A 25806-nucleotide genomic window follows, 5' to 3' on the forward strand; every position below is an offset into this window, starting at 1 on the left:
ACAAGTTAAGCCAAACTATTTTGCAGGTTCAATGTTCCAAAATCGGATAGGAACAGAAAATGAAAACTCCGCTAAATATCGTCTGGCTGAAAAGGGATCTTCGATTACAGGATCACCTGCCATTCAGTGCTGCTGAAGAGGCCACTGAGGAATACATTGCTATCTATATTTTTGAGCCCTCGGCAATCGCACACCCGGACTGCTCCCTGCGGCACCTGCAATTCATTTATCATTCAATACAGGAAATGAATCAAACCTTAAAGCATTTTCAACGAGAGGTTTTGATTTTCCATGCCGAGGCATCTGTCGTATTTGCGCACCTGAGTGAAATATATGATCTACAGCGGGTTTTCTCCTACCAGGAAAGTGGAATCATGAATACGTGGGTCCGTGACCGGCAAGTCGCGGAATTTCTGCAGTCCAACGACATCATTTGGCATGAATTTCAAAGAGACGGGGTGATCCGCGGTATTCCAAACAGATCGGGTTGGGATAAAAAGTGGTATTCCTGTATGAACGAGTCGATCATCGAAAATCGGTTTACACGAAGTCGCATCGAACGCGATACATACCCATTTCAATTGGACAGCAAAATGGAAAAAGCGCTATCCGGTTACCCGCAGGAGTTTCAGAAACCCGGAGAAGTTCATGCCTGGAAATACCTGAAATCATTTTGCGAGGGAAGGGGCAACAACTATTCAAGACATATATCCAAACCGGCAGAGAGCAGAAAATCATGTGGAAGAATTTCGCCCTACCTGGCATGGGGTAATATCTCTGTAAAGCAGGCATACCAGTTCGTGAAAAATCATCCGAATTACAGCCTGCATAAAAGAAGTTTTGGCGGATTTCTCACGCGGCTGAAGTGGCGCTGCCATTTTATTCAAAAGTTTGAAAATGAGTGTGAATATGAAACCCGGTGTGTGAACCGTGGGTATGAAAGCCTGGAGCACGAGAATAATGACGCCCTGATTCTCGCATGGAAGGAAGGTAAGACCGGATTTCCGCTGGTGGATGCCTGCATGCGTTGTTTAAAGTCCACCGGATGGATCAATTTCAGAATGAGAGCAATGCTGGTTTCCGTGTTATGTTTCCATTTAGATTCTGACTGGCGAGAGGGTGTTTATCACCTGGCCAATCTATTCCTGGATTATGAGCCTGGCATTCACTACACGCAATTCCAGATGCAGGCGGGGGTGACAGGGATTAATACCGTGCGCATGTATAATCCGGTTAAACAATCACAGGACCATGACCCCAACGGCGATTTTATTAAAACCTGGGTTCCGGAATTAAAGGATTTTCCAAGAGCCTTCATTCATGAACCCTGGAAGATGTCTGAACTGGACAAAGGGCTTTTTGGGCTACAATCTGATTACCCACAGCCGATCGTGGACTTAAAAACACGAAGTGAGCAGGCCCGAAAGAAAATATGGGGGCACCGAAAATCTCCACAGGTAAAAAAGGAGAACGAGAGAATTATTCGCCTTCATACGAGAAACAGATCTCTGAAAAGTTAACAGGTTGGTATGAAAAAAAGTGATTTACCCGTTAAAACCTGTCCGGTATGCAACCGTCCCTTTACGTGGCGCAAAAAGTGGAAAAAGGATTGGGAGGATGTAAAATACTGCAGTGAACGATGCAGGCGCAATAAAAGCAAACCGGATTGATCCAATTCCATGTTGAAGAGGTTCACATGTGCGCGGTTAAACTCATAATGAGAATTGAACCGGGTCTGTTGTAATGGTCAACGCATCGACGCCTTCGCCCGAGAATTCGAACTCAATTGTAAAAGTAAATTCTTCCGGGCTTAATGGCGGTACCTCCGGATACAGTAAAAATTCAAAGGGAATAAATTCGCCCAATGCGGCCCATTCATTCACCGGCAAGGTCCCCCGAATGAATCCATAGTCATAAGCCGCCATCGTGAAAAGTGCCGAGAGATCTGCCCCGGCCGGATGACCAGGATTATAATTCTTATCGGCGATAATTCTGACAGACCGCAAATTGGTAATGATAATCGGCTCTGGTGGTGAGCAGGCATACGCCTTATTTCCCATTACCGATTCGTTTTGTGCGATCACTTCGGTATCACTTGTGAAATGAATGGCAAAAGATTCAAATGGAATGACCCCTCCACTCCATGGAAGTAATTCTTCTGCTTCAAAATCAAAAAGAGTAATCTCAGATTCAAGAGATTGTAGCCTGTATTGATACGGACCGAATTCCCCGCAGTCGTCTCCCACACAGCCACCAAGATTCAACCCGGCAAAAATCAACACATAAACAAAAATCACTTTTCTCACCATAATTGAAAATTAAGAAAATACAGCTACCTGGTAAAATCAATGTGATTCGTATTTAACACATTGAACATCAGTGTTGCTGAATTAAACTTCAAATACTCGTATAATTTATTATATTGAATTAATCCAAAAATCTCTTCCTTATGACCCTGCGATTTATTCTCATTCTGCTTTTCTCATCGACTTTAAGTAACAACTACGCCCAGCTTTCCGTCGCGGAAATATTCACCAGCAACATGGTCCTTCAGCGCGATCAACCCATCCACGTATGGGGCTGGACCGGCCCGAATGAAACTGTAACCGTTTCTTTCAACGGAAAATCATATTCAGCACTCAGCACAGCCGATGGCTCCTGGCATGTGGAGATGCCGGCATTACCTGCCGGCGGTCCGCACGACATGAAGGTCATCAGTTCTTCCGAAGAAATAAACTTTGAGAACATCCTCATGGGTGACGTCTGGCTCTGCAGCGGTCAGTCCAACATGGAATGGATTGTCGCCAATTCAAACAATGCTGAATACGAAATTAACAACTCCGACCACCCTACCATACGACACTACAAGGTAGAACATAGTTGGAGCAAAAATAAGGAAGAACATCTTGAAGGCGGGCCCTGGCAAATCGCCGGACCGTCGACTACTGGGAATTTCTCAGCCGTGGGTTATTTCTTTGCCCGCGAACTGCAGAAACACGAAAATGTACCTATCGGACTACTTAACTCTTCCTGGGGAGGCAGCCGGATCGAACCATGGATGCGAATCGAATCGGTACGTGAATTCCTTGATGAAGATCTGGACACGTTCCTGGAAAGGAAGGAGCGTGAAGCCAGGGAAATCCAGGCCCGAATGGAAGAAAAAATCCGGGGCTTTGAGAATGATGCAGAAATACAATCGGCGTTGGCAGACGGATATGACGATTCAGGCTGGGACTCCATCGAACTGCCCGGACTTTGGGAAGAATCGGGATATGACGGACTGGACGGAATCGTCTGGGTCAGGAAAATAATCACACTTTCTGAGGAAGAAGCACAAAGCGGTTTAACCCTTCACCTTGCCATGGTTGATGATGCAGATGAGACCTTTGTAAATGGCCAGTCGGTAGGTTCAATGAAAGGGTGGAATGCCGAGCGGGTTTACAACGTTCCTGCTTCTGCGTTGAAAAAGGGTGATAATATTCTCATGATACAGATCACTGATACTGGCGGTGGTGGCGGTGTACATGGCGATCCCTCACAACTTTATTATACCTCTTCTACAGGGGATCATTCGATGGCGGGTTCATGGAAATTTAATGTTCAGGAGGCACGGGCGGTTTCCGCGGGCATGGCACCCAATCAAACGCCCACGGTTCTCTATAATAAGATGATTCATCCCATCATTAATTTTCCGATCAAGGGTGTACTTTGGTACCAGGGGGAGTCCAACTCGGGTGAAGCAAGTGCATTTGTCTACCGCGATATATTCAAGACCATGATTTCCGATTGGAGGGAATTATGGGGAATGGGTGATTTTCCTTTCCTCTGGGTTCAACTGGCAAATTTCATGGCCGCTGATGAAGAGCCTGCGGAGAGCAGCTGGGCCGTGCTCAGGGAATCACAATCTGCTGCGCTTGAACTTGAGAATACCGGTGAGGCGGTTATTATCGATATCGGTGAGGCAGGTGATATCCATCCCAGAAATAAGCAGGATGTCGGACTGCGGTTATCCCTTGCTGCCCGTAAGGTGGCCTACGGTGAAGATATCGAGTACTCCGGACCTGTGTTTAAATCAGCAAAAAAGAAGGGGAATGAGGTCATTCTTACCTTCGATCATGTTGGTTCCGGACTTATGTCTAAATCAGATAACGGATCAGTAGGTGGCTTTGCTATTGCCGGTGCTGATGGAAAATTTGTATGGGCCAGCGCAGAAATTGAAGGAAACAAGGTAAGACTACATGCCGAAGCAATTTCAGACCCGGTTCATGTTCGATATGCATGGGGCAATAATCCGGATAAGGCCAACCTGTACAATAAGGAAGGGTTGCCAGCACGGCCGTTCAGAGCAGATGTAAAGTAATAAGAAGAATGCAGGCCACCCCAAACCCCTTATTGTGGGGAAAATAGTTCACTTGCCGGACATTCAAAATCCGTTTGACTTACGATGAATCGAAAGTATTTCATATTGCCAATATTTTTGATCAGTACTGTTCTTTTTGCTCAGGAGAATTCATCGTTTAACCCTCCGTATTATCTAGCGATGCTTCCAACGGATTCAATTGCATTTCCCTCGATTTACGGTGATCAGTCCTCAAGGGATTCTGTTTACGCTGATGCTAATGATTTTTTTGTAAGTGAATTCAGCCTTGAGAAATATCTTCTGAAGAAACAGACGATTGATTTTCTTCTGCGAATTGACAGCAGCTGGCAAATAAGACTAACGAATGACAGTATAGTTAACCTCAAGCCTGAGAGGGAATATGGTATATCCCATTATTTTTTTGAGCACTATTACCCCGATCAGGAACTCATTGTTTTTAAGATCCTTCAGTATGAAGGCGGTGGGTATCGACTTTATAATCGGAAAACAGGTGAAAGTATTTGGACAAACGCGCCACCCGTTTTTTCTCCCGATTTTCGATATTTCATCTGTCTTAGCGGTGATTACGGATACCTGGACAACGGAATTGAACTGTACGAAATACGTGGTGATCGGGCTAATTTAATTTTGAGCTATGATCCGGGAATGGCGCCCCTTCGTGTCAAGTGGGAAGATCCCTCACATTTAGTGCTAGAGATGTTAAATTACAGTATTATGCCACGGGAATACCAACATTTCAGGGCTGAAATCAAGAAAAACAAATAAAGGCAGGCCACCCCAAACCCCTTATTGTGGGGAAAATCATGATTCAAGCGGACATTCTGAAATGAACGGTTTGATTTATTTCAGCGGCTGACTACTTCTCAAAAAATTGTAATGTACCCTTACCGGTCCGTTCATTGCGTATCATGACCTTAAAAAAATGGACGCCTTCCTCACGGAACCGCATGATCCTGTAGGTAACACTTCCATTTTTAGCCGCATCGAATGTAAACCGGTTCGTGGTGAGCAACCGGTCCTCATCTGCGTCCCAAAGCTCGATCAGAATCGGATCACCGTTACGAAAATCAAGGTTTAAAGTAATATTATTCTCGGGTGCTTCTGCCAGCGCAATCTTATCGATGCGGGCGGTTACATTCCCCACCAGCAAGCGTTTTGATTGGCCGCTCGCCACAACCCGGTAGTCGGCCTGGTCTGTAAACAGAGTATCGATCAACAGGTAACGAAGACGGCTGTCACCCATGGCATTTCTCTCGTGGGGGAGTTGTGCCCTTAACTCAAATTGTTCACCCGTACGTTTCCAAATCTCGTAACCGTTCAATTCATTCCCCATATCCTCCGGTATTTCCCAGGTGATTTCGGCGACCCTTAAATTCATCCTCACCTCCACCTCTGTCATCTCAGGTTCAGCAACCGGCAGACCTTTCGGCGTGTCACTCAGCTCGATGGCAAAAGAACACAGGTCGTGAAGATATCCGTCGACATTCAGCAAGTACTTCACGCCTGGCGAGAGAGCTGGCAGACGGATGAAAATATCATCCTTGTTGCCGTCGGAATAGCAAGTCACCAGCTCATACGTCTTTGGAACACAGGGCTCACCGGTAAAGATCAGCACCTGTACTCCCCAAATATCCTTGCATTCCTGTCCGGATACATTAATGAAATACTCCCCGCCTTCTTCTACAGAAAATTCAAACCACTGATCATTGTGGAACTTCACACAGGAACGTGTAAGATCCTGGTTCAGGCACTTCCACTGAACAGTGGAATTAATGGTATTGGATCCGATCGGTTCATTCATGTTCAGTACCAGCCGGTTTTCAATATCATCGTTCACTACCTGCGCCTGAACACTGGCACAGGAAAGAATAATACAGAAAACAACTGCCAGCCATGACTTACAGAACATAGGGATCATAAACATTATTGGAACTTCTAAGGTATGATTTTTTCAAAATTCGGTGATGCTACTTTCGGCAGAAAGGTTACTTCTCTGATGTTTTTACTATCAACAGGTACCTGAATACTTTTTGTAACGGGCTCATAATGAGCAAATTTTATTTTTTAACAAACACTCAGGGCTATGAAAACAATAAGATTAGTTATAGGGACAGCACTTCTGCTGCTCATGATTACTGCGAATGCGCAGGACAAAAAAATTGCGGTCGTAACGTTCTATGTCGACAAATACATCAACGCCGACAAGATCGTTGAGGAGGCCCGAAGTCAGACCTATGAAATGACCAAGAACGATGATCCCCGGTTCGATCTGAGACCGGTGCTGCAGGAATTTCACACTCATTTTCTGGAGGATTATGCCCGTAAATTCCCTTTCGAGATTATCGAAGAAGACAAGGTTCTGAACCATCCCAAGTATATTGCCTATTCCGGACTCGATGGCGTTGAAGATGCCGATGACCAGGATAGCCTGGAGGAAGAGATCACAGACCGGTTTATTGCCATCGACGGTTATAACGTCCTGCTCACAGGAGGAAACCTCCTTCGCAGCTGGCGAACCGAATCACATATGGTAAAGATCCTCGAAGACCTGGATGTCGATGGAGTGATGTTCGTTTCCATGTATTATCAATGGGAGCCAAAAGTGGCTCTTGGCGGTTTGGGAAATGCGGGAATCAGGGCATTTATTAACGTGGACCTGTACAACAAGGAAGCCAAAAAAGTCTTCAGTATGACCGAGTATGCAACTTCCAAAAAAGGTGTTGCACTCATCAATGGTATTCCTGTACTGGACTACAAAAAGCTGATGCCGCTGTGTGAGAATGCCACCGAGGAACTTCAGGATGACCTGGACAAAAAACTTGCGAAGCTGGTAAATAAGGTGGATAAGAAATTATAGAGCCTTATACACAGATTGACTAATCTGAATTTATGCGACCCCCGCTGACGCAGGGGTCGTTTTTTATTCTGTAACCTGGCTCACATATTTGACCCACGCTATCGCATGGGTCATCACACAAATCCTGAAACATTTAATAATACCCGATATTGCCTGGAGTATTGCTGCACTTTTCACATGAGCGGCCGGACAACTACTTCCTGCGCACTGCTCCGGCCGGTCTGAAAGTAACCCAAATCATAAAGCCAATGATGATCAATATCCCCAGTACAGAAGGTAAAAACTGACTGTATGGTTGGTATTGATCGAGTACGGTTCCTGTAAATGCGGAGAGCAGGGCAGCAAAAGCGCTTGTCATTTTGTAAATATGTTCGTACAGCCATATCCTTTTTTCAGAATAGGTCGACTGCGGAATCAGGTACTTGCAAAAATCATATATGATCACGACCAGCAGGGCTCCGACCGTACTATAAATGATGACTGGCGACCAGATCATTCCGATTTCCCTGAAATAGTAGAGGAAATATACAAGGACCATGAGTGTTAAAATACCTACCAGGATATCAGTGATATTGACCTGATTATTCTTCAGTTTTAAAACCCGAAAGCCGGAGTAGGCCACATACCCGCTCAGTACCGTAATGACCAGCAGAAAGGTATTCCTGCCAAAAATAAAAACGCCGAGCAGACCTGTAACGATGACGACACTGATAACTTTTAGAAACAATCGGCCAGCGCGTCTGTGAAGCTTTCCTCCTTTTTTGCTTAGCAGTGCAATCGAGCCGAGCAGTAAGGCAATACTGCCGGATAAGACGTGAAGGTAAATATTCAAAGTATGCCAGGCTTCCATGTTCATCAGGCATCCTGAACAAAGAAAATGGCATTATCATTCAGATCATAGAATCCGAATTCATGTGTACCCCAAGGTGTATTCATCCGGAGCTTTTCTGGTTTGATAGTTCCGCGCTCCACAAATTCCTCGAAATATGGTTTGATGTCTGCCACAAAGATCTTCATGACAGATCCTCCCGTGATGGGGTCCTCCTCGTTACCGTGATGGAACTGAAGATGAAATTCCAGGTTCTCCCGCACCAGTCCGGCATATCCACTGTCACCGAAAACACGCCTGAACCCGGCATATTTTTCATACCATTTCAAATCGCGTTCGATATCCAGTGAAGGGAGAACAGGGACAATAAAACGGGCGGCTGAAGCTGTATTCATAATAAATTATTATCGTGATGAAATATTTCGTATCCCATCAAGAAATACGTCTAAATCCCCTGTCCCGTTATACAAATTAGGTGTGACCCGAACCACAACCTGATCTTTGAGTCGGCGGATGACTGTAAAAACACCAAAATCTTCATCGAGCAGGCGCACGAGGTCATAACTGTCCATCCCATCCATTTTAAAACTTGCGATTGCACAACTCTGTTCGGGGTCTGAAGGTGTAACAACCTCCACACGGTCAATTTTAGCCGCTTGAGACGTCCAGTAGTTTTGCAAATACCGCAGTCTCTTTTCTTTCACGGGAATGGTCACCATACGGTTAAAGTCGGCCGACGCTTTCAGCGTCATCACCACGGGTGCAGCAGGCGTTCCGAAATGGCCAAGCTTAAGTATATCATCCGGCTCATGGGAAGCATCACCATACAGCGGCCTGATCTCCGGGATCTTTTCCTTTCGGATATAAAGCAATCCGGCACCCAGCGGATTACTGAACCATTTATGGAGGTTCACAGCAATGAAATCTGCATCCAGATCAGTCATTTTATAATCAACCTGGGCAAAACTATGAGCGGCATCAACAATTACCGCGACGCCTTTTTCGCGGGCCTTCCGACTTATATCGGCGACCGGAATTATTAGACCGGTCAGGTGGTTCAGGTGCGTGAGCAATATGCATTTAGTGCGGGGCGTGATGGCATTCATGTAAATTTGTATCACCTGCTCCGGATTTTCCGGTATGAGCGGGATATCAACGTAGACAAGTTCAATGCCCTTTGTTTTTTCAAGCATCTGGTACGTTTCGATCATGCTGTGATAATCATGATGCTGAAGGATAACCTGATCTCCTTTTTGCAGGTCCATCCCCTGTATCAGGATATTGAGGGCCTCGGTGGCATTTCGGGTAAGCAATAGTTCCCCCGGATTTGCACCAGTAATTTCATAGATGGCATCCATCGAGTCGGCAAAATTCCCGGGATAGAAACGTTGACGCATAAAACGTGAAGAGTTCCTGTTCACATAATCAGCATTTTCATGGTAGGCAGCGATTACGGATCGGGGCTGGACCCCGAAATAGCCATTCTCAAGGTTGATGAAATCCCGGTTTACATCGTAATGGGCATGCGCGAACTCTCTCCAGTATGCTTCATCAGCCGGATCAGCCAAGGGATCTGCAAACGGATTTTTGTTGGGCGATGCCACCGACAATGATGGCAGTGAGAGTGCCCCGATGGTCATCCCGAGACGGTGAAGGATCGTTCTTCGGTTCATAATGAAAGGTACAAATTTTAATGAAGCATGAAAAAAGGATTTGCCCGGGATAAATCATTCATTAGGTTGTTATTCTTATAAGTGACGGGTAATTTTAACTAATCAAATGCTCCTGCCGATGCCCAACGTACTATCCTTTTCAAAAAACCAGGTCGTCGCAATTATCATCCCGACCCTGATGCTGGGAGCGCTGGCTACCATCATGACAACGGTGAATCTTAAAGGAGACAATTTGCTGCAATTAGGATTAACCGCCGATCTGCTGCTCACTGTTCCCCTGGTATATTTCCTGCTAATCAGGACCACCAACATTCCAAAAACTACAGTTATTCCGGTTATGATTATCGGACTCATATTGGGCTCTTATTTACTGCCTGCTGACGGGCAGCAATATTTATCCCTCTTCAGGACCTGGGCACTACCGGTTATCGAGCTCACGGTTCTTTCATTACTTGTTTATAAACTTCACAAAGCTTTCAGAAGGTATAAGGAATTGAAGGGCACCAGTCCTGATTTTTTCACCACGTTGAAAAGTGTCTGCCGGGAAATCCTTCCCCAAAAACTGGTATTGCCTTTTGCGACCGAAATTGGCGTCTTCTACTATGGTTTTTTCTACTGGAAGAATAAATCACACCTTGAAAATGAATTTACCTGTCATAAGGAAAGCGGCGCGCAGGTGTTACTCGCCGGACTCATCCTCATTCTTGGAATCGAAACGGTAGCACTCCATTTTTTACTGGGCCTGTGGAGCACAACTGCCGCCTGGGTCCTTACCGCGATTAGCATCTATTCCGCTATTCAGGTATTCGGAATTATCCGTTCCCTGCCGAAACGTCCCATACATATTGAAGACGGTAATCTTATGCTGCGTTGGGGAATACTGAATGAAGCGGAGATCCCACTGGAAGATATCACTGCCATTGAACTGTCAAATGCTGAGATGGATAGAAATGATCGCGTTCGGTCCCTCTCTCCACTAAGCCAGGTTGAAGGACATAATGTTATCCTCCGGCTAAAACGCGAAAATGTACTGACAGGATTTTATGGGATCAAGAGAACGTTTGACGTGCTTGCCTTGCACATGGATAATCCAGCTGAATTCAAGGAGAAACTTGAATCGGCAATGAACTGAATGGAGGGAAATACCCCCTCACTATTAAAAATTAGTTCTTTTACCCAGAACCAGATGTCAATAAATTCATTCGAAATTGGCGGAATCCAAAAAGAAGTGATTTGACGAACCCGGTACCGGAAATACTTGTTTTATATTCGAAGAAAACTCAATACGGGAAGGGCGTATCTGAGTGGACGATCGCATGTATTACCATGATTCACCCGGCGGCACAAGAAAGATAATTGTAAACGCAATACAACGTATTACTTTTTTTGCCCTTTTAATACCTGTTCTCCTTATTGCGTCATGCAGTGACGAAGAAATTTCACCCGAACCGCTTATCGTTACCGACTTCTTACCACTTATCGAAGGGAATCAATGGACATACAGGGTGGAGGGAATTTCTGAGAACGGAGAAGTTACCTCGAACTATGTTGAAAGATGGAGGGTCAACGAGCAGTCTTTCATTGAAATATACCGTGTCACTAATTCAGAAGAGGAATATACTGGTTATAAAGCCATCTTCCCTTATAATGACCAGGAGATCAGGGATATGATAGGGACATATATAAGTCTCGCACATTTAAGTGTTACTTCAGACAGCCTGGTACCAGTGGCAAGCGACAATATAAACATCTTACGACAACGCTGGATACGTGGGGGATTGATTACGTTATCAACATCCTTTGGAAAACGAGATTGCATATGCGTAAAAACTGCCTACTATTTTAGTCCGGTAGATAACTGGCAGGAACAATACGACTATTTCTGCAAAGGGATAGGTATATATCTTCGCGAGAAGAAATATTACACAATTGATGAATTCGGAAACGTTTATTCATGGTTTACGTGGAAGAGAACTATGACCAGCAATCAGTTATCCGGGTAATTGATAAGTTGGTTATCTTTACTTACATCCATAATTTCAGACGTTATGCTCATTCCAAAATATTTTCTTCTTTTCTTCATTATGCTCAACTTGCAGGCTCACGCTCAACAGAAGGTTCATCTGGCTGATATGTTTCGTGAAGATAAAATCAGCCCGGTCAACCGGGAAATCTCGCTGTATGATGAGCATGGTGTTGAAATGGATGCCCGGGACAGTGACGGATTGGGAATTATTCAGGGGGTTGAATTTAAAACGGGAACCATCGAAATCGAACTTTTAGGAGAGAACAATCCGGGGAAAAGTTTTATTGGGGTGGCTTTCAATATTCAGGATAACGAAACGTATGAAGCTGTTTATTTTCGTCCGTTCAACTTCGTTGCTGAGGAAGAAATCAGGAGAGCCCATATGGTGCAATATATTTTTCATCCTGAGTTTACCTGGCGCAAGCTTCGGGAAGAGCGCACAGGCGAATTTGAGAAAGAAATACCAGATCCCCCGGACCCTGATAATTGGTTCAGGGCAGTTATCAGGGTGAGTGAAACCCGCGTGGAGGTTTTCGTGGAAGGAAGTCCTGATCCCGTACTGGTAGTTGATCGTTTAAATTCTACCTCTTCAGGTAAAATCGCCATATGGACAGGATTTGGGTCCTCAGGGCGGTTCAGAAATTTAGTTATCAAGTCGGAATAGAAACAACTCATCCAGCATGAAAAATAAGTTTGGAGATTTCATCATACAGGTCATTACCGTCATGATTGGCGTATTTCTGGGTTTTGTGGTATCGAATTGGTCTGAAGCAAAAAAAGAACAGACCAGGGCCAGTGCGCTCATGAAAAATATCTCAACAGAAATTCAAACAAACAAAGCAAGTGTTGAAAGGGTAATTGATTATCACCGAATGGTTCTTGACAGTTCGCGGTATTATTTTAATCAGCCAACCATTACCAACTATAAGCCTGAATTTTTCAAGGGTGTGAATACGATTTCATTTTACAACAGTGCTTTTGAGACCGGCATTCAAACCGGCTTGATCAATGAAATTTCCATAGACAAAATTCAGAAGCTTAATGAAGTGTACACTCAACAGCGGTCGTATGAGGATTTTTCCAACCTGTTGTTATCGGGTTTGATCACCATGGATTTTAACAATGGCGAGGAATCAACACGGAAAATCCTGATGTACCTGTCGATATCAATGATGGATGTAGTGATCAAAGAGGAGCAGCTACTCGAAAGTTATGACAAAGCCCTGGAATTGATCCAGGAGTGAGGCTGATTATGGGAAGGTTAAAGGGCTCTGCGAAACCTTCTTACGGCTGAAATCCCCAACCTGTTTAAAGTTCCAATAAACGTTGTTCGCTCACGTAGATTAAGTGTGACCACAGGTGACAGGGTGCAGGATTATGACTCCCCCATTAGGGCAAGAATGAAGGCCTGAATACAAACTGATTTCACGTGGTAATACCAGCATTTTTTTGTAAATTATATATAGGATCTGACGGGGTTTTTTCAACGCAAAAGATGGAAAAAATGAAAAAAAAGATCCTCATATTTCACTGGCTGCCACGAATACTAGGGATTATCGCAATACTGTTCATCAGTCTTTTCGCGGCAGATGCATTTGGTCCCGGACGGAGCATATGGGAACAAATCCTCGCATTCATCATCCATCTCATTCCTTCATTCATTCTCACCGCTCTCTTAATGATTGCCTGGAAATGGGAGCTTGCAGGAGGAATTATCTTCTTGATCATCGGACTCGGATTAAGTCCGTTCGTCTTCATGCATAACTACCAAATGAATAATTCTATCTGGATGAGCCTCGGAATCATTATGCTGCTTACATTCCCTTTCGCACTGGTGGGTGCCCTGTTTATAGCCAGCTATAGGATTAAAAAACGCAATCCACCCATAAATACATAAACTCTGTCCGCTGTCTTTGCTTTGGAAAGCAATCACAATTAAACGCCTCTTTCGAGGGTAAGCGAAATCTGACCGCAATGATGTGAATTATGAAACAGGATATGCCCAAAAAGCCGGGCATTACTCACTGTACCGAAGAATGGCGTCTGGACTTCTTCCGACCAGAATGAGTCGGGCTTTTCATTGACCACATCGATCAACATCTGGTATCCATCACGGATGAGTTCCCGGCTCGTTTTAACATCGTATTCCTTTCCCGAATCGGTTTGCCCCATAGTGGTATTCTGCACATCGGTCGGAACGCCAAAAAACATACCGAACATATTCATGGTCTCACCCATATGACGCAAAATAAATCCGATCGACGCACATTTTTCATTCAGTCGGAATTGCGCATTTTCCTGCGCTACGCGGTCGAGGGCGTAGCTGCTTGTGACTCGATTCTGATGAATCAAGTCCAGTAAAACAGTTCGTTGCATTGTTAAATCTGGGGAATTAGTGACTATCCTGCAAACTCATGCAACGGAACACTGGCCGGTTTAAATTCCATGCCCAGATCCTGTTTTGCGAGCGCATTGCTGTATACGATGGCCGGTCCGATCACAGGTTCCTGATCATTCAGAATCCGGTGAATATCCGATACACGGTAACTTTCACTGGATAACAGGTATTTCTTCCCGTGCAATCCGTTTAAAATGGCTGCCTTATAAACGCCCTCGGCGACATCAGCGACATCGACGAGCGCAAAATAGATATCATTATCATAGAACATCTGGAAAAACGGGTTCGGCGCAATCTTATTCTTAAACAGGAACTGGATTCCCATCGAGGTGGAATCCTGGCGGGCCGACAGCGCATTGCCCATAACGCCCACAGGGCATACTGTGACTATTTCAAAGCTGAGATCAGGGTTTTCCCGGATGAATTTTTCAACGGTCTGATTGGCAATAAACTTTGCCTGTGCGTAGGGATGGCCTTCCTCACTCATGAACAACGTATCCTCCTCACTGATTACGTCACCCTCGTTCTTTCCATCAGGAAGCAATGGAAAATTCGTATTATGGGCCGCTACTGAAGCAATGAAAACAACTTTTTCAATACCCGGAGTTTGCTGAACAGCTGCCAGGAAATTCTCTGTTCCCTTGATGGTCGGATCGAATAATTCAGATTGTGGGTCCTGCACATCCAGCTGAAAGGGCGTTCCGCCATGAATAACGATCTGACATCCTTGCAGAAAGGGGCCCAGCTGACCTGTATTTGTAACGTCCAGTTCAACGATTTCCAGGTTTTCAGCATGGGGAAGCTGCAACAGGTGTTCATATTTCTCGGGTTTTGAGAGATCGGTGACAGATACTTTTACCTGATAACCTTCTTCCAAAAACTTCTTTGTATTGTAGCTGCCAATAAAGCCGGCGCCACCGATAATTCCTACTTTTTTCATGTTGGTTGGGTTTGATGTAACAGAACAGGCAATGGACGACTGCCTGACATTCATCAAGTTACTGAAAAATCAGGAATAAAATATCTCAGCGACAACCGAATTTAGTTACTGAATATCTGTTCGAGATTCAGATACCGGGTTTCAATAAAATAAATATCCCATTCCCTGTATTCATAATTACCCAGATTCTCGGCACGGTTGAAAAAGAAATATTTCCCATCACGTGAAAACCGCGGGCCGCTTTCTTCATTTTCTGAATTCACTACCGAAATGGGGCGCGCCTTGCTCCACCCCTCACCATTGCGTCGCGAAACCCAAAGGTCTTCTCCGCCTGCCCCACCCGGGGCGCCATACGAATTAAATACCAGGTACTTACCATCGGGCGACACAACTGCCGAATACACCCAGTATTTTTCATCATCAAAGAGTCCGGTGATCTCCACCGGCTCTGAAAATAACCCATTCCTGTAGCTGACCTGGTACAGTTTGACGGCCGAAGTTCCGCGAACCATCGTTGTATACAAAAAGGTCTCATTATCCAGGGCAAAGAAAAAGTTGTTGTTCGATGAAGGCCATTCTTCCCCTTCCTCCTGAACATCATTGATCGGGAACGGCAGGGGCTCAGGATCGCTCCATCCTTCAGCCGTCTTTACCATCATCCAGATGTTCATATCAAAGTTGCCCAAATTCGGTTTACCGGGTATGGGCCGTTCAGACCCAAAGAAGAAAAGTTGATCATCGGGCGTAATGGAAGGCGCCTCATCGCGGTCGGTTGAAAATTCTTCGATCACAGGTTCCTTCCAGGCCCCGTTCACAAATTCCGTCACATAAATCTTCTGTTTTTGCTCTGGTGCCCTACGGGCAAACCAGGCCTTCAAGCCATCGGCTGAAAACATGATAGAAAATTCGCTGTTGCCCTCGGTTGAAATGATTCCGGGAGCAAAAGGCTCCGGCTGCCGGATTACCTTATCAGCATATACAAGATCATTCGAAGTTTCGGCCGGTCCGCAACCTGCAAAAAGGAGAAACGGTAGAAAAACAGCAATTTTAACGAGGTTCATAACGAATTGAATGGTAGTGATTGAATTAAGCAATATATCAGCGGTTTTGTTCTCTTTAAACCATTTATTCCATGAAGACATCAAATATTCTGCGATCCCTTACCCGGTTCATATGGTCCATTATCCATTTATGCCTGAATAAGGCATTTTAACTAATTCATAAATTCTTATTCCATAATTCCACTATCTTTGCAGACAAATTGACACTAAACATTAATTTTTATGAAATTACCTAAACTGAAATCAATCTTTTTTGCACTTTTTGTGCTGTTGTTCGCGTCATCAATGACTTTCATCTCATGTACCCCAAAGGAAACCAATACTGAAGAGGTTGAAGAGGTGACCGTGGAAGAAGTAACAGAAGAAGCAGAGCATCCAACCGAGGCTGAAGAAGCGGGAGAAGAACACCCTACTGATAGCACAGCTTCAGAAGAAGGTGAGCACCCTTCAGAAGACTAGTCTGAATAAGTTCATAGAGCTTTAAATAACAGGCTCCGTACGCGCGAAGGTGAAGGTGGTCTCGACATAATCGGGCTCACCTTCAACTTCCAGTACAGGATAGGCCAGAAAATTAACCGGGCCGCCTTCCGGCATTGGATCAGGCTTGATGTCCCTGCCCTTGCTAAACTCAATCCTGTTCGCAGGATGATGCCCAAAATAATACGTAGCCAGCGCGCTGTATTTATTTGCTTCACTGATATCCACGGGCCACCATTTTCCTTCTGCGTAAAACTCCGCCCAGCAATGATATCCGTCAACACCCCCCTCATTTCTTTCTGATGGTATGGCCGCGCCCACGGCAAACCTGGCGGGAATACCGGCCGACCGTGCAAGTGAAATAAAATAGGAATGAAATTCGGTGCAGTTGCCCGACTTTGAATCACAGGCATAATTCGCATCGCCGGTGCCATATACACCTTCCTTCGCATAACGCATTTCGTCAATTACGTGATCGTATAACGCGCGGGCCTTGGTAAGCGGACTGTTGGCCTGTTTCTGACTGATGACATCTGCTGAAATGATCGAAAAGCGGTCTCCTACCGGCATAAGCGCCGATGGCAGAAGATATTTCAATGTATCGGGATTTTCTTCGATATATGTGCCCTTTTCCCTGCGTACCACATTATATTCAATAATAATTTCCTGGTTACTGTGTTCCGGCTTCAGGGCAATATGAAGGACCTTGTTCCCATACTCCTGTTCGGTGACAATCTCCTGGTCTCCGGGCGACTGTATCGACAGCAATTCAATATCCTGGAATTCATCGCTCTGCGCAATGGGAATCCATATATGTCCGGGTCCGGAAATATTGGCCAGCCTGGCGGAATAGGTAAAATTAAATTTGTCGGTACCCTCAACCACCCCGAGCAGATCGTTGGAGGCATTTTCAACAGCTACCGTATACCATGTCTTGTCTTCTGCCTGCTTCCAGGTGTAATAGGGCTTTCCATTGAGCTTATGCACATCCGTGCTGGTAACCTTCATATTCCCGGGCTCACCCTCAAGGAAGAAATCGACATCATATACATCACCACCCTCAGTGGCCAGATCAACACAGGCAAAGAATCTATTCTGACCGAGAACGGAGAGGTATTCGGTATGTACGCGTACGAGTTTGAGCTTCAGATCCACCGAATCATTATGAATCGGGAAATAACCATCACCCGCCTTTGTAATGGCATCGATGTTCTCCCTGATTCCGGCATCCACTTCCTGGATGGTTACCCTGGCTTTCTTTTGCGGTTTTTCCTTTTCTGCAGGAGCATTACAGGAAATAACGAAAAGGGCGAGTGAGATACAGCTGACAGCGAATGATAATCGGGACATGAGAATTGAATTAATAGGGTTAAAAGTAAGGAATCGAGCATATATCTCCATGCAACATGGGGAAATAACAAATTGACGAAGAGATTCAGGCCTGGTGGCTCATAATTTCGTAACAACCTGATGTTCATCATAGGTTAATTCAGGGAATATGTGGATTTTATAAGAGGCTTTGAACGGCCTGAATACGTTAATCACAAAATCATGAAAAATTTATCAACAGTATTCCTGGTCTTCGCTGTCATATCAGTGGTGATTGCGCTATATCAATTTATAGTTGATCACTATTTTGAAGGAATATTGAGTTTAGTCTATACCGTCGCATTCCTATTTGGCGCATATGTGAACAGGTACCGACAGCCAGGACATCATTAGAAGCTAACATGGATGCAGACTCAAGGCATTCAGGGCTGACCTATTCTGTAATTAATGAATTGAATTACTCTACAGAGTTCGAATTATATTCTTTTCAAGGGTGAAACTATATATCAAGTTTACCTGGATCCTGACGGGAATCAAAAAGCGCGATTAGTTCTATATGCTCCTGATTCACACGGTAGTAAATGATGGTCTGTTTGGTAACGAGGCATCGCCTCAAGGATTTCATTCTATTAGATTCGGGAAATATATCCGGACTTCTCGAAATTACGCCAAGGACAGTCTCAAACCTGAGATGAAATTTCCTAAGAACTTTGGCACCCCATTCGGCATCCAAATAATCAAGAAGTTTCAGCTAATCATTTTTAAATTATGGAGACCATACAAAGGGCTTACTCACAAATTATACTTTTGACGAATCTCCTGCATTACCTGATCATGAGATATGCCCTCATTTTTGTTTAGCTCTGATAATCCTTTCTTGATCGACTTTCGAGTGGTTTCATCAGTCTCATCCCACCAGTCCATTTGCCTTGATTCTTTCAACGCTATAAACTCTTTAATGACAGCCGTATCATTTAAACCAGCCAGCCATTCAATCAGACGTAATTTTTCTTTATGGATATCCATTTTTAAACCCGTTGCCTTCATACAAATTAATTATTTATTAAGACTTACTCACCAATTGTGTGGAAAAGTTAACCTATCCCCATCCGTGTCAATATCATTCTGAACTACCAGAGGTAATGGTAAAATAATTTAATCATTAACAAGAAAATTAAAATGACGGACATCAGATGCCCGAGAACCATTTCCTCCCGCCAATTCTTCTCCAGCTTCATGAATAATATACCCGTCTATTTCACTATATTCGGCCCTTCCCATGGCCAAGAACAAAAAAGCTGCCCTCGGTTTCATCTTTGTCACCCTGTTCATCGATGTGACAGGGATCGGTATTATCATCCCGATCATACCCGATCTGATCAATGAACTCACCGGGGCGTCCGTAAGTGAATCGGCGGCCATCGGCGGATGGCTTGTCTTTGCCTACGCCGTCATGCAATTCATTTTCGCGCCTATACTGGGCGGACTTAGTGATCAGTACGGACGAAGAAGTGTGATCCTGATCTCCCTGTTCGGGTTTGGCATCGACTATATCTTCACCGCACTGGCACCTACCCTGGCATGGCTTTTCGTTGGCCGGATCATTGCCGGAATCATGGGCTCCAGCTTCACCACCGCATCGGCCTACATCGCCGATATCAGCGCTCCCGAAGACCGGTCGAAGAACTTCGGACTCATTGGTGCGGCATTCGGTCTCGGATTTATCGTTGGTCCGTCCATCGGCGGCATCCTGGGTGAGTTTGGAACCCGGGTTCCTTTTTACGGCGCGGCAATCCTGACACTCGTCAACTGGCTTTATGGATATTTCATCCTGCCGGAATCTCTTGCACCCGAAAACAGGCGGAAGTTCAGCTGGAAACGGGCTAACCCGGTAGGCACACTGGTACAGCTCAGAAAATACCCGGTGATCATCGGTTTGGCTGGCTCACTCCTGCTCATTTACCTTGCAGCGCATGCCACGCAAAGCACCTGGCCATACTATACGAAGGAGCGTTTCGACTGGAACCCAGCCTGGATCGGGTATTCCCTTACTTTCGTGGGCATTATGGTGGCCTTTGTTCAGGGCGTACTCATCCGATGGCTGATGCCCATCCTCGGACAAAACAGATCTGTATTCATTGGTTTGTTTCTATATTCCATCGGATTTATACTTTTCGGCCTCGCCACGCATGAATGGATGATGTTTGCCTTTACAGTGGTCTATACGCTTGGCGGTATCGCCGGACCGGCACTGCAGGGTATCATGTCGAATGAAGTCCCCCTCAGTGCCCAGGGCGAACTCCAGGGCGGCCTCACCAGCCTGATCAGTATAACCTCCATTATCGGTCCGCCCCTGATGACCACCATATTCTACTACTTCACCAGCGCAAACCCGTTCGATATCTACCTGCCCGGCGCGCCTTTTTTCCTGGGTGCCATCCTCACCCTGCTAAGCCTGTTGCTGTCCTACCGGGCGTTGTCGGTGAAGACAACCAGATCTACCTTGATTGAATAAATTGGTTTTGAAAAAATTTAACTAATCAGATCCACCATCAGAATTTATGTGATACCGGTATCGTTCCGGACCTGTAAATGATCCAGCCGTATATTGAAAACCCATCCAGTGTTGCGCATAAGCATCAATTCTTTCAAGTTCCCGAATATTCCATTGGATTTCAACGGCCTTCTCATCCGCATAATCTTCCATGCCCCGGCGCTCGTCCACCAGTCCGATAAAGCCCGTTTCTGATGTTTGGTAAATCTTTGTCCACCCCTGATCCGCGACCAGGCGAAAACCCAGCACCTCTTCGTAAAATCGCTGCATCCCCAGCACATCCCGATGATAGGTCCATGTGATCGAACCGTAAAATGCACCTGCTGATGCCTTGATCCGCGGCAAATCAGAAAGCACCGCCATAAACAGTTCATTTTCCGGATGCTGTTTGAACTGCTCAAACTCGAGCAGGTATCCTCCCGGATCGATCGCTACGAATCCATCGTGCGGACCGCCATCCTTTGGTTTATACGTGTATTTAATCGGAACATCCTTTTGCTGAAGATGGGCATACCACTCCGGCAGCTGATCGGTGAGAAAAGCAATCGCCGTGGACTTCGGCTGATCAGCCGGGTGCTCATCACTCACCGGGTGAAGTGCCAGAAAGGCATCGGCACTTACCTGTACGGTCGTGGAATCCACCATCTGCATTCCCAGCACATCCTTGTAAAACGAAAACGCTTCCTGCAAATCTTCATAATAGAGATGCGTTACCTGCCGCTCCACTACATTCAGTGCCAGGTTTTGATAGTTGGCATTCTTGTGCAGCAAGGAATTGATTCCCTGCGGACTGTAACCCATCAGTCTTCCCAGCCGACGGGCCAGCGCTTCCCGGGCTTCATCTGATTTGGCATCGGCCTTCCACTGGAGGTATTGTTCCAGCCGGTCATCGCGGTAGATCAGAATAATCGATTTTTCTCCTGTATCAGGAAACAACATACTGCCCGGAAAGTCATCTTCCCTGTACAGCAGAACCTCGTAGTCTTCGGCGATTTCATTGAAACGATTCCATGCGGCATCTACATCTGCGGCATCCATCGGATAATGAAATGCAATGGGTTTAGCGTCGCTGGCCACCATCTCACAAAAAACCTCAAAGGCCTCCAGGTGATACGGGTCCCGGGGAGCGCACGAAATCATGACAAAGCCAGTCAGAAGGAACAGCAAATATTTCATAGTATCATCTCAGGTTTCCTGGCATTCAATTTATCAGCATTGTCAGACCTTAGCAAGGACAGTAAGAATAGAAATACATTTTTAATGTTGATCAGATTTATTGAACAGGCGAATTACTACTCAAAACTTCTTCCTTTTCCGGTGTGCCTTTACTTCCTTGAACATCTTGCCCATGATCTTATCCTTCTTGTGTTTTTCACGGATCGACGTGGTGAAACGCGCATTTTCACGTTCCATTTTGTGGAAATTTTCCAATGCCTGTTCGTCCAGTTCCCCGTTCCTTACCGCCTCGAGCACTGCGCATCCGACCTCGGAAGTGTGGGTGCAATCGGTAAATTTGCATTGACCTGCCAGGGCATAAATCGTTCCGAAGGTGCTTTCAAGTCCTGATTGTCCGTCTGTTATCCCTACCTCCCGCATACCGGGATTGTCGATGAGGATACCCCCGTTCACCATCGGGATCAGCTCCCTGTGCGTGGTCACATGTTTTCCCCGGTCAATCATTTCACTGATCTCACCAATCTCCATTCGAACCTCTCCGCTGAGGCTGTTGATCAACGAGGATTTCCCCACACCTGATGAACCCAGCAGGCAGTAAGTCTTCCCTTTGAGGATATGCTTTTTTAGGTCGTCGATTCCCTGACCGGACAGGTTACTGACGGCCAGCAACGGCACCTCAGGAATCCTTGTCCTGATCCTGTCCAGCAGCTGCTGCACTTCGGGTTGAGTTATTAGGTCGGTCTTGGTAAGAATGATCATCGGCTCAATCCCGGACGCATGGCAGAGGGTAAGGTATCGTTCCACCCGGTTGATGTTGAAATCACGGTTGACCGAAAGAACAATAATACCCACATCGATATTGGTTGCGATGATCTGTTTTTCCCCGAATTTGCCAACCGCCTGACGCTCCAGGATAGAATATCGCGGAAGGACCGCATGAATCAGCGCCTTTCCCTCATCGTAGGGCGACATAGCAACCCAGTCACCCACGGCAGGAAGATCGCTGCGGGATTCGGCCGAAAACCGCAGATTGCCCAGCAGCTCACATTCCAGCATGCCCTGCTCCGACTGCACGTGATACCGTTCCCGGTGTTCGGAGGCGACCCTGCCGATCATGAAAGGTTCGAGGTTATGGGACTTGCGGTAATTTTCCAAATCCGGGCGATATCCTAATTCTTCGAGGGTCATTATTATCTTCAGACTGTTAACTTTTCCACGTAACGAGCCTCACCATGTTCTCAGTGTTTTTAATAATTTAACACCTTTTCCAATACAATCCTGTGTTTACAGTGAATTCCATTCTCAATTATTGGATCACTGTAATTTCTGACAAAGTAATTTCTTTCGATCCACACCTCTTTTTCGTCATCCCCACCTTCGCTTTGCTATGGTGGGCACCCCTGTGATTCCCCCGAGCATAGGCAGTGAGGTAAGACCCGAGAGTTTGTGTAAAGGATGACAATCCTCCTTCCTTCGTCATCCCTGCGGTACTCCCGGGCGTACCCAATAAGGTACGACCCGGGAGTCGAGCGGGGATCTATACACTTTGTCCGTGCAGTTCTTTTATTTTGATTATGCGAGGTTATGGAGGATATATTTACATAATGAGTAATCGAAAAAGAACGGTCCTTTACACAGGTGTTTCGAGTAGCTTGTATTCTCGTGTCTCACAGCACAAATGGGGTGTAGGATCGGCCTTCACATCACGGTATAAATGCTATGATCTTTTGTATTTTGAAACATTTGGTTCTATAAATGAGGCTATCTATCGGGAGAAACAATTGAAGCATTGGAAACGGGAATGGAAATGGAATCTCATTGCTGAGAAAAATCCCGGGCTTGTTGATCTGTATGAAGAGATAAGGGGGTATGATTAGATCCCCGCCCGACTCCCGGGATGTCCAAAGGACACCCAGGAGTACCGCAGGGATGACGAAAAAATGGTGTGGCACAGGATACAAAAGACTCGTTCTATCCCTTGAGTGAATTCAGGTAATCATCCGTGTTGTTGATACCCAGTTCGACCCACATTGGCAGGTGATCAGACATTTGGTGAGTGCGCCAGTAGGTCTTGTAGTACAGCGTTTTATTCTCGCGGGGATTTCCGCTGCTGGTTGTATGATAGGCATCCCCCATATCGGCCACATAGTGCTGCTCATCTTCCAGTCGGTATACATGTTCATAGAAATCAAATACTCCGGCATCATAAAGTTTGAATTTTCCCTTAAAGGCGATCTGGTCATAAAATTTATTCTGAGGCACATTTGATCCGGGTATGGTCTGCAATTCTTCGGGGATATAAAAGGTAGAGTGTTCGAGCAGGGCCTGGTATACCTCGTCATTACGCTGGAAGATATTAAAGTCCCCCAGCATGACAATATTCCGGCTCCAGCTCTTTTTGTCATTCGCCCGGTTGGCCAGGAATTTGGCAAGGCTGATGATCTCGGCTTTCCGGACCGGATCTGTACTGCTTGAACTGCCGTACAGGATGTGCACCGTGGTAAGTATAAAATCAGTCCATCCCGCCCTGAACCCTGCGAGGTAGGGAGTCCGGACGATCTGCGCAGAAGGTACCGTTTGCCCATTCACCTTTAGTGGAGGAATAACGATCTCCCCGGCCAGGCCGGCAAAGCGGACCTTTCGTGAATCATACAAAAAAGCCAGCCTTTCATCATTTCCCGCGTCTCCTTCGGTGGTATCGGTGAAGATGTACTTCCAATCGCCGCCGAGTAGCTTTACCACTTTGTTCAGCGCCTGCAGATCCCGGTTTACTTCCTGTACGGCGACCAGGTCGAAATGACTGATGATTTCTGCGATATAATGGAGCGGTTCATCGCCCCGGTAACCATATGCTTTCTTGTCAAAATCCCTGATATTCCAGGAGGCCAGCAACAGTGAATCTCTAAGGTTGCGTGTCGGGATATTCTTGTACAATCCCTGGCGGAGGGATAAAAGTCGGTCAAGGACAAAAGGATTGTCCTTGAGAAATGAAGTGTTGTAAAAAGGCATGGCTATATTGTTTTACAACAATTTCGCAGAATATTAGGATAAATGCCTCACCTGAAATAGGTAATTCTCCAACCGGGGGCAACAATTCAAGGATGGTAAAAACAATAACCCTACCTCCCGAACAAGGACGCCGCCAGCGTCTGCCAGCTTTCCGAAAAGGCATACGCCGATCCCCCGAACATCAGTATCAGCAGGAATGCGATGGACATCCAGGTGGATTTATAGACCTTCCCGTACTTCCGGAAATCATACACCGGCAGGGCAAGGATAAAGATCAGCCAGAAAGGGAGTGTGACAAAATCATTGATGTCGAAGATCCTCAGGATTCTCACCAGTGCCGGGGAAAGCATGGCCACCGAGGCGACCAGCATCAGGCGTTTATGGATATCCGGTTTCTTCCGGTTGATGATGGCCAGTGTGTAAAATAGTCCGAAAAGGAACATCCCCGAAAAATTGCCGAACAAGGTAAGGGCTTCCCCCTCGCCCTGGAAATTGCCGATAGCGATCAGGATTCCCGAGATCACCAGGACAATGGCCAGTAAAATACTCATCAGTCCGAGTTTCATATGGACCTGAATGTTGCCGGTGCGCACCAGCCGGGTTTGCCAGGAAAAAAGTGAATACCACAGCAGCATCGAAATACCATGGGTCACGATGACGGGCATGGAGGCATCCAGGTGATAGTTCCTTAGCAGGATGTTCAAGCCGAATGCCAGCACCACAGTAAGCAGGAGAACGATACTGAAATAATAAAAGAACGGTTCTCCCCTGGTTGGTTTTTTCATGGTAGTTAGGTTGAGGTGGCAAACGGCAGCAATATAGTTTTTAAAGTGAATAAATCACTTGCCGACCGCCAATGATCGCGAAAACAAATAACAGATTTCTCCGGCCAGACCCGGGCTGATTATTCAATATTCTTCAAAAAATGAACGACCTCTTCCTCTTCCCAGAATCCAACCTTCTTATGAAATTCTCTGGACTCTATGTGGGTAAGCCATGTATCGGAACCAATTTGCGAACACCCATTCTCCTTGCACCGTTGTTCATCCATACAAAAGAAAAGCCCCGGAAATCTATATTCCCGAGGCTTTTTCTA

The 25806-nt window shown here is 45.7% G+C and carries 28 protein-coding genes; 14 read left to right on the forward strand and 14 right to left on the reverse strand.

Annotation, left to right across the window (positions count from 1 at the left end; all coding sequences use genetic code 11):
* Window positions 1-59: 59 nt before the first annotated feature.
* Window positions 60-1520 carry a cryptochrome/deoxyribodipyrimidine photo-lyase family protein gene (locus LDX50_RS02700; RefSeq protein WP_225696866.1) on the forward strand — a complete coding sequence of 487 codons (1461 nt, stop codon included), beginning with the start codon at window positions 60-62 and terminating at the stop codon, window positions 1518-1520.
* Window positions 1521-1529: 9 nt separating this feature from the next.
* Window positions 1530-1670 carry a DUF2256 domain-containing protein gene (locus LDX50_RS02705; RefSeq protein WP_225696867.1) on the forward strand — a complete coding sequence of 47 codons (141 nt, stop codon included), beginning with the start codon at window positions 1530-1532 and terminating at the stop codon, window positions 1668-1670.
* A 42-nt stretch (window positions 1671-1712) separates the two neighbouring features.
* Here the strand turns inward: LDX50_RS02705 and LDX50_RS02710 are convergent, their stop codons facing one another.
* A complete protein-coding gene (locus tag LDX50_RS02710; RefSeq protein WP_225696868.1) occupies window positions 1713-2309 on the reverse strand; it encodes a hypothetical protein in 597 nt (198 codons plus the stop codon).
* Between the two features lie 140 nt (window positions 2310-2449).
* Here LDX50_RS02710 and LDX50_RS02715 point away from each other — a divergent pair, with 140 nt between their 5' ends.
* Together LDX50_RS02715 and LDX50_RS02720 are read left to right on the forward strand one after the other, a co-directional pair.
* Window positions 2450-4360, forward strand: coding sequence for a sialate O-acetylesterase (locus LDX50_RS02715; RefSeq protein ID WP_225696869.1), 1911 nt, complete (start codon window positions 2450-2452; stop codon window positions 4358-4360).
* A gap of 84 nt (window positions 4361-4444) precedes the next feature.
* On the forward strand, window positions 4445-5146 hold the full coding sequence (locus tag LDX50_RS02720) for a hypothetical protein (protein ID WP_225696870.1): 702 nt from the start codon (window positions 4445-4447) through the stop codon (window positions 5144-5146).
* 91 nt (window positions 5147-5237) lie between these two features.
* Here LDX50_RS02720 and LDX50_RS02725 read toward each other — a convergent pair whose 3' ends face one another.
* Entirely contained in the window at window positions 5238-6305 is a 1068-nt protein-coding gene (locus tag LDX50_RS02725; RefSeq protein WP_225696871.1) for a hypothetical protein, read from the reverse strand.
* Window positions 6306-6464: 159 nt separating this feature from the next.
* On the opposite strand from LDX50_RS02725, the gene LDX50_RS02730 reads away from it, so the two are divergent.
* Entirely contained in the window at window positions 6465-7238 is a 774-nt protein-coding gene (locus LDX50_RS02730) for a hypothetical protein (RefSeq protein WP_225696872.1), read from the forward strand.
* A gap of 193 nt (window positions 7239-7431) precedes the next feature.
* Here LDX50_RS02730 and LDX50_RS02735 read toward each other — a convergent pair whose 3' ends face one another.
* From LDX50_RS02735 to LDX50_RS02745, 3 genes are read right to left on the reverse strand one after another with little or no spacing between them, the layout of a single operon-like run.
* The gene (locus LDX50_RS02735; RefSeq protein ID WP_225696873.1) at window positions 7432-8094 is read right to left on the reverse strand and encodes a DUF2306 domain-containing protein; all 663 of its coding nucleotides are present in this window, start codon (window positions 8092-8094) and stop codon (window positions 7432-7434) included.
* Window positions 8094-8462 carry a VOC family protein gene (locus tag LDX50_RS02740; protein WP_225696874.1) on the reverse strand — a complete coding sequence of 123 codons (369 nt, stop codon included), beginning with the start codon at window positions 8460-8462 and terminating at the stop codon, window positions 8094-8096. Before LDX50_RS02740 ends, LDX50_RS02735 begins: the two co-directional genes overlap by 1 nt.
* Window positions 8463-8471: 9 nt before the next feature.
* Window positions 8472-9740, reverse strand: coding sequence for an aminotransferase class V-fold PLP-dependent enzyme (locus LDX50_RS02745; RefSeq protein WP_225696875.1), 1269 nt, complete (start codon window positions 9738-9740; stop codon window positions 8472-8474).
* A gap of 118 nt (window positions 9741-9858) precedes the next feature.
* Between LDX50_RS02745 and LDX50_RS02750 the strand changes: the two genes are divergently transcribed.
* The 5 genes from LDX50_RS02750 to LDX50_RS02770 all read left to right on the forward strand — a co-directional run bounded on the left by LDX50_RS02750 (window position 9859) and on the right by LDX50_RS02770 (window position 13663).
* A complete protein-coding gene (locus LDX50_RS02750) occupies window positions 9859-10872 on the forward strand; it encodes a hypothetical protein (RefSeq protein ID WP_225696876.1) in 1014 nt (337 codons plus the stop codon).
* A gap of 172 nt (window positions 10873-11044) precedes the next feature.
* Window positions 11045-11743, forward strand: coding sequence for a hypothetical protein (locus tag LDX50_RS02755; protein WP_225696877.1), 699 nt, complete (start codon window positions 11045-11047; stop codon window positions 11741-11743).
* A 45-nt stretch (window positions 11744-11788) separates the two neighbouring features.
* On the forward strand, window positions 11789-12430 hold the full coding sequence (locus LDX50_RS02760; protein ID WP_225696878.1) for a hypothetical protein: 642 nt from the start codon (window positions 11789-11791) through the stop codon (window positions 12428-12430).
* A gap of 16 nt (window positions 12431-12446) precedes the next feature.
* A complete protein-coding gene (locus tag LDX50_RS02765; RefSeq protein ID WP_225696879.1) occupies window positions 12447-13010 on the forward strand; it encodes a hypothetical protein in 564 nt (187 codons plus the stop codon).
* A gap of 260 nt (window positions 13011-13270) precedes the next feature.
* The gene (locus LDX50_RS02770) at window positions 13271-13663 is read left to right on the forward strand and encodes a DUF7670 domain-containing protein (protein WP_225696880.1); all 393 of its coding nucleotides are present in this window, start codon (window positions 13271-13273) and stop codon (window positions 13661-13663) included.
* A gap of 38 nt (window positions 13664-13701) precedes the next feature.
* Here the strand turns inward: LDX50_RS02770 and LDX50_RS02775 are convergent, their stop codons facing one another.
* From LDX50_RS02775 to LDX50_RS02785, 3 genes are all read right to left on the reverse strand, one after another.
* Window positions 13702-14142, reverse strand: a complete 441-nt coding sequence (locus LDX50_RS02775; RefSeq protein ID WP_225696881.1) for a DinB family protein — start codon at window positions 14140-14142, stop codon at window positions 13702-13704.
* A 23-nt stretch (window positions 14143-14165) separates the two neighbouring features.
* Window positions 14166-15104: an NAD-dependent epimerase/dehydratase family protein gene (locus tag LDX50_RS02780; RefSeq protein ID WP_225696882.1), complete on the reverse strand. Its 939-nt coding sequence runs from the start codon at window positions 15102-15104 to the stop codon at window positions 14166-14168.
* Between the two features lie 101 nt (window positions 15105-15205).
* Window positions 15206-16165: a TolB family protein gene (locus LDX50_RS02785; protein ID WP_225696883.1), complete on the reverse strand. Its 960-nt coding sequence runs from the start codon at window positions 16163-16165 to the stop codon at window positions 15206-15208.
* Between the two features lie 222 nt (window positions 16166-16387).
* Between LDX50_RS02785 and LDX50_RS02790 the strand changes: the two genes are divergently transcribed.
* Complete coding sequence (locus LDX50_RS02790) at window positions 16388-16624, forward strand: hypothetical protein (RefSeq protein WP_225696884.1); 237 nt, start codon at window positions 16388-16390, stop codon at window positions 16622-16624.
* 21 nt (window positions 16625-16645) lie between these two features.
* Here LDX50_RS02790 and LDX50_RS02795 read toward each other — a convergent pair whose 3' ends face one another.
* The gene (locus LDX50_RS02795) at window positions 16646-17992 is read right to left on the reverse strand and encodes a transglutaminase-like domain-containing protein (protein ID WP_225696885.1); all 1347 of its coding nucleotides are present in this window, start codon (window positions 17990-17992) and stop codon (window positions 16646-16648) included.
* Between the two features lie 201 nt (window positions 17993-18193).
* Between LDX50_RS02795 and LDX50_RS02800 the strand changes: the two genes are divergently transcribed.
* Entirely contained in the window at window positions 18194-18364 is a 171-nt protein-coding gene (locus tag LDX50_RS02800) for a hypothetical protein (RefSeq protein WP_225696886.1), read from the forward strand.
* A gap of 399 nt (window positions 18365-18763) precedes the next feature.
* Here the strand turns inward: LDX50_RS02800 and LDX50_RS02805 are convergent, their stop codons facing one another.
* Window positions 18764-19018, reverse strand: coding sequence for a hypothetical protein (locus tag LDX50_RS02805; protein ID WP_225696887.1), 255 nt, complete (start codon window positions 19016-19018; stop codon window positions 18764-18766).
* Between the two features lie 232 nt (window positions 19019-19250).
* Between LDX50_RS02805 and LDX50_RS02810 the strand changes: the two genes are divergently transcribed.
* The gene (locus LDX50_RS02810; protein WP_225696888.1) at window positions 19251-20486 is read left to right on the forward strand and encodes a TCR/Tet family MFS transporter; all 1236 of its coding nucleotides are present in this window, start codon (window positions 19251-19253) and stop codon (window positions 20484-20486) included.
* A gap of 21 nt (window positions 20487-20507) precedes the next feature.
* Here the strand turns inward: LDX50_RS02810 and LDX50_RS02815 are convergent, their stop codons facing one another.
* Window positions 20508-21701 (reverse strand): VOC family protein, encoded by a 1194-nt coding sequence (locus LDX50_RS02815; protein WP_225696889.1) that lies wholly within the window; start codon window positions 21699-21701, stop codon window positions 20508-20510.
* 120 nt (window positions 21702-21821) lie between these two features.
* Entirely contained in the window at window positions 21822-22889 is a 1068-nt protein-coding gene (gene rsgA, locus LDX50_RS02820) for a ribosome small subunit-dependent GTPase A (protein WP_225696890.1), read from the reverse strand.
* Between the two features lie 386 nt (window positions 22890-23275).
* Here rsgA and LDX50_RS02825 point away from each other — a divergent pair, with 386 nt between their 5' ends.
* Complete coding sequence (locus LDX50_RS02825; protein ID WP_255647312.1) at window positions 23276-23578, forward strand: GIY-YIG nuclease family protein; 303 nt, start codon at window positions 23276-23278, stop codon at window positions 23576-23578.
* Between the two features lie 94 nt (window positions 23579-23672).
* Here the strand turns inward: LDX50_RS02825 and LDX50_RS02830 are convergent, their stop codons facing one another.
* Together LDX50_RS02830 and LDX50_RS02835 are read right to left on the reverse strand one after the other, a co-directional pair.
* Window positions 23673-24710 carry an endonuclease/exonuclease/phosphatase family protein gene (locus LDX50_RS02830; RefSeq protein ID WP_225696892.1) on the reverse strand — a complete coding sequence of 346 codons (1038 nt, stop codon included), beginning with the start codon at window positions 24708-24710 and terminating at the stop codon, window positions 23673-23675.
* 110 nt (window positions 24711-24820) lie between these two features.
* Window positions 24821-25495, reverse strand: a complete 675-nt coding sequence (locus tag LDX50_RS02835) for a hypothetical protein (RefSeq protein ID WP_225696893.1) — start codon at window positions 25493-25495, stop codon at window positions 24821-24823.
* Between the last annotated feature and the right edge of the window lie 311 nt (window positions 25496-25806).

The sequence above is a fragment of the Fulvivirga sedimenti genome, assembly GCF_020328055.1.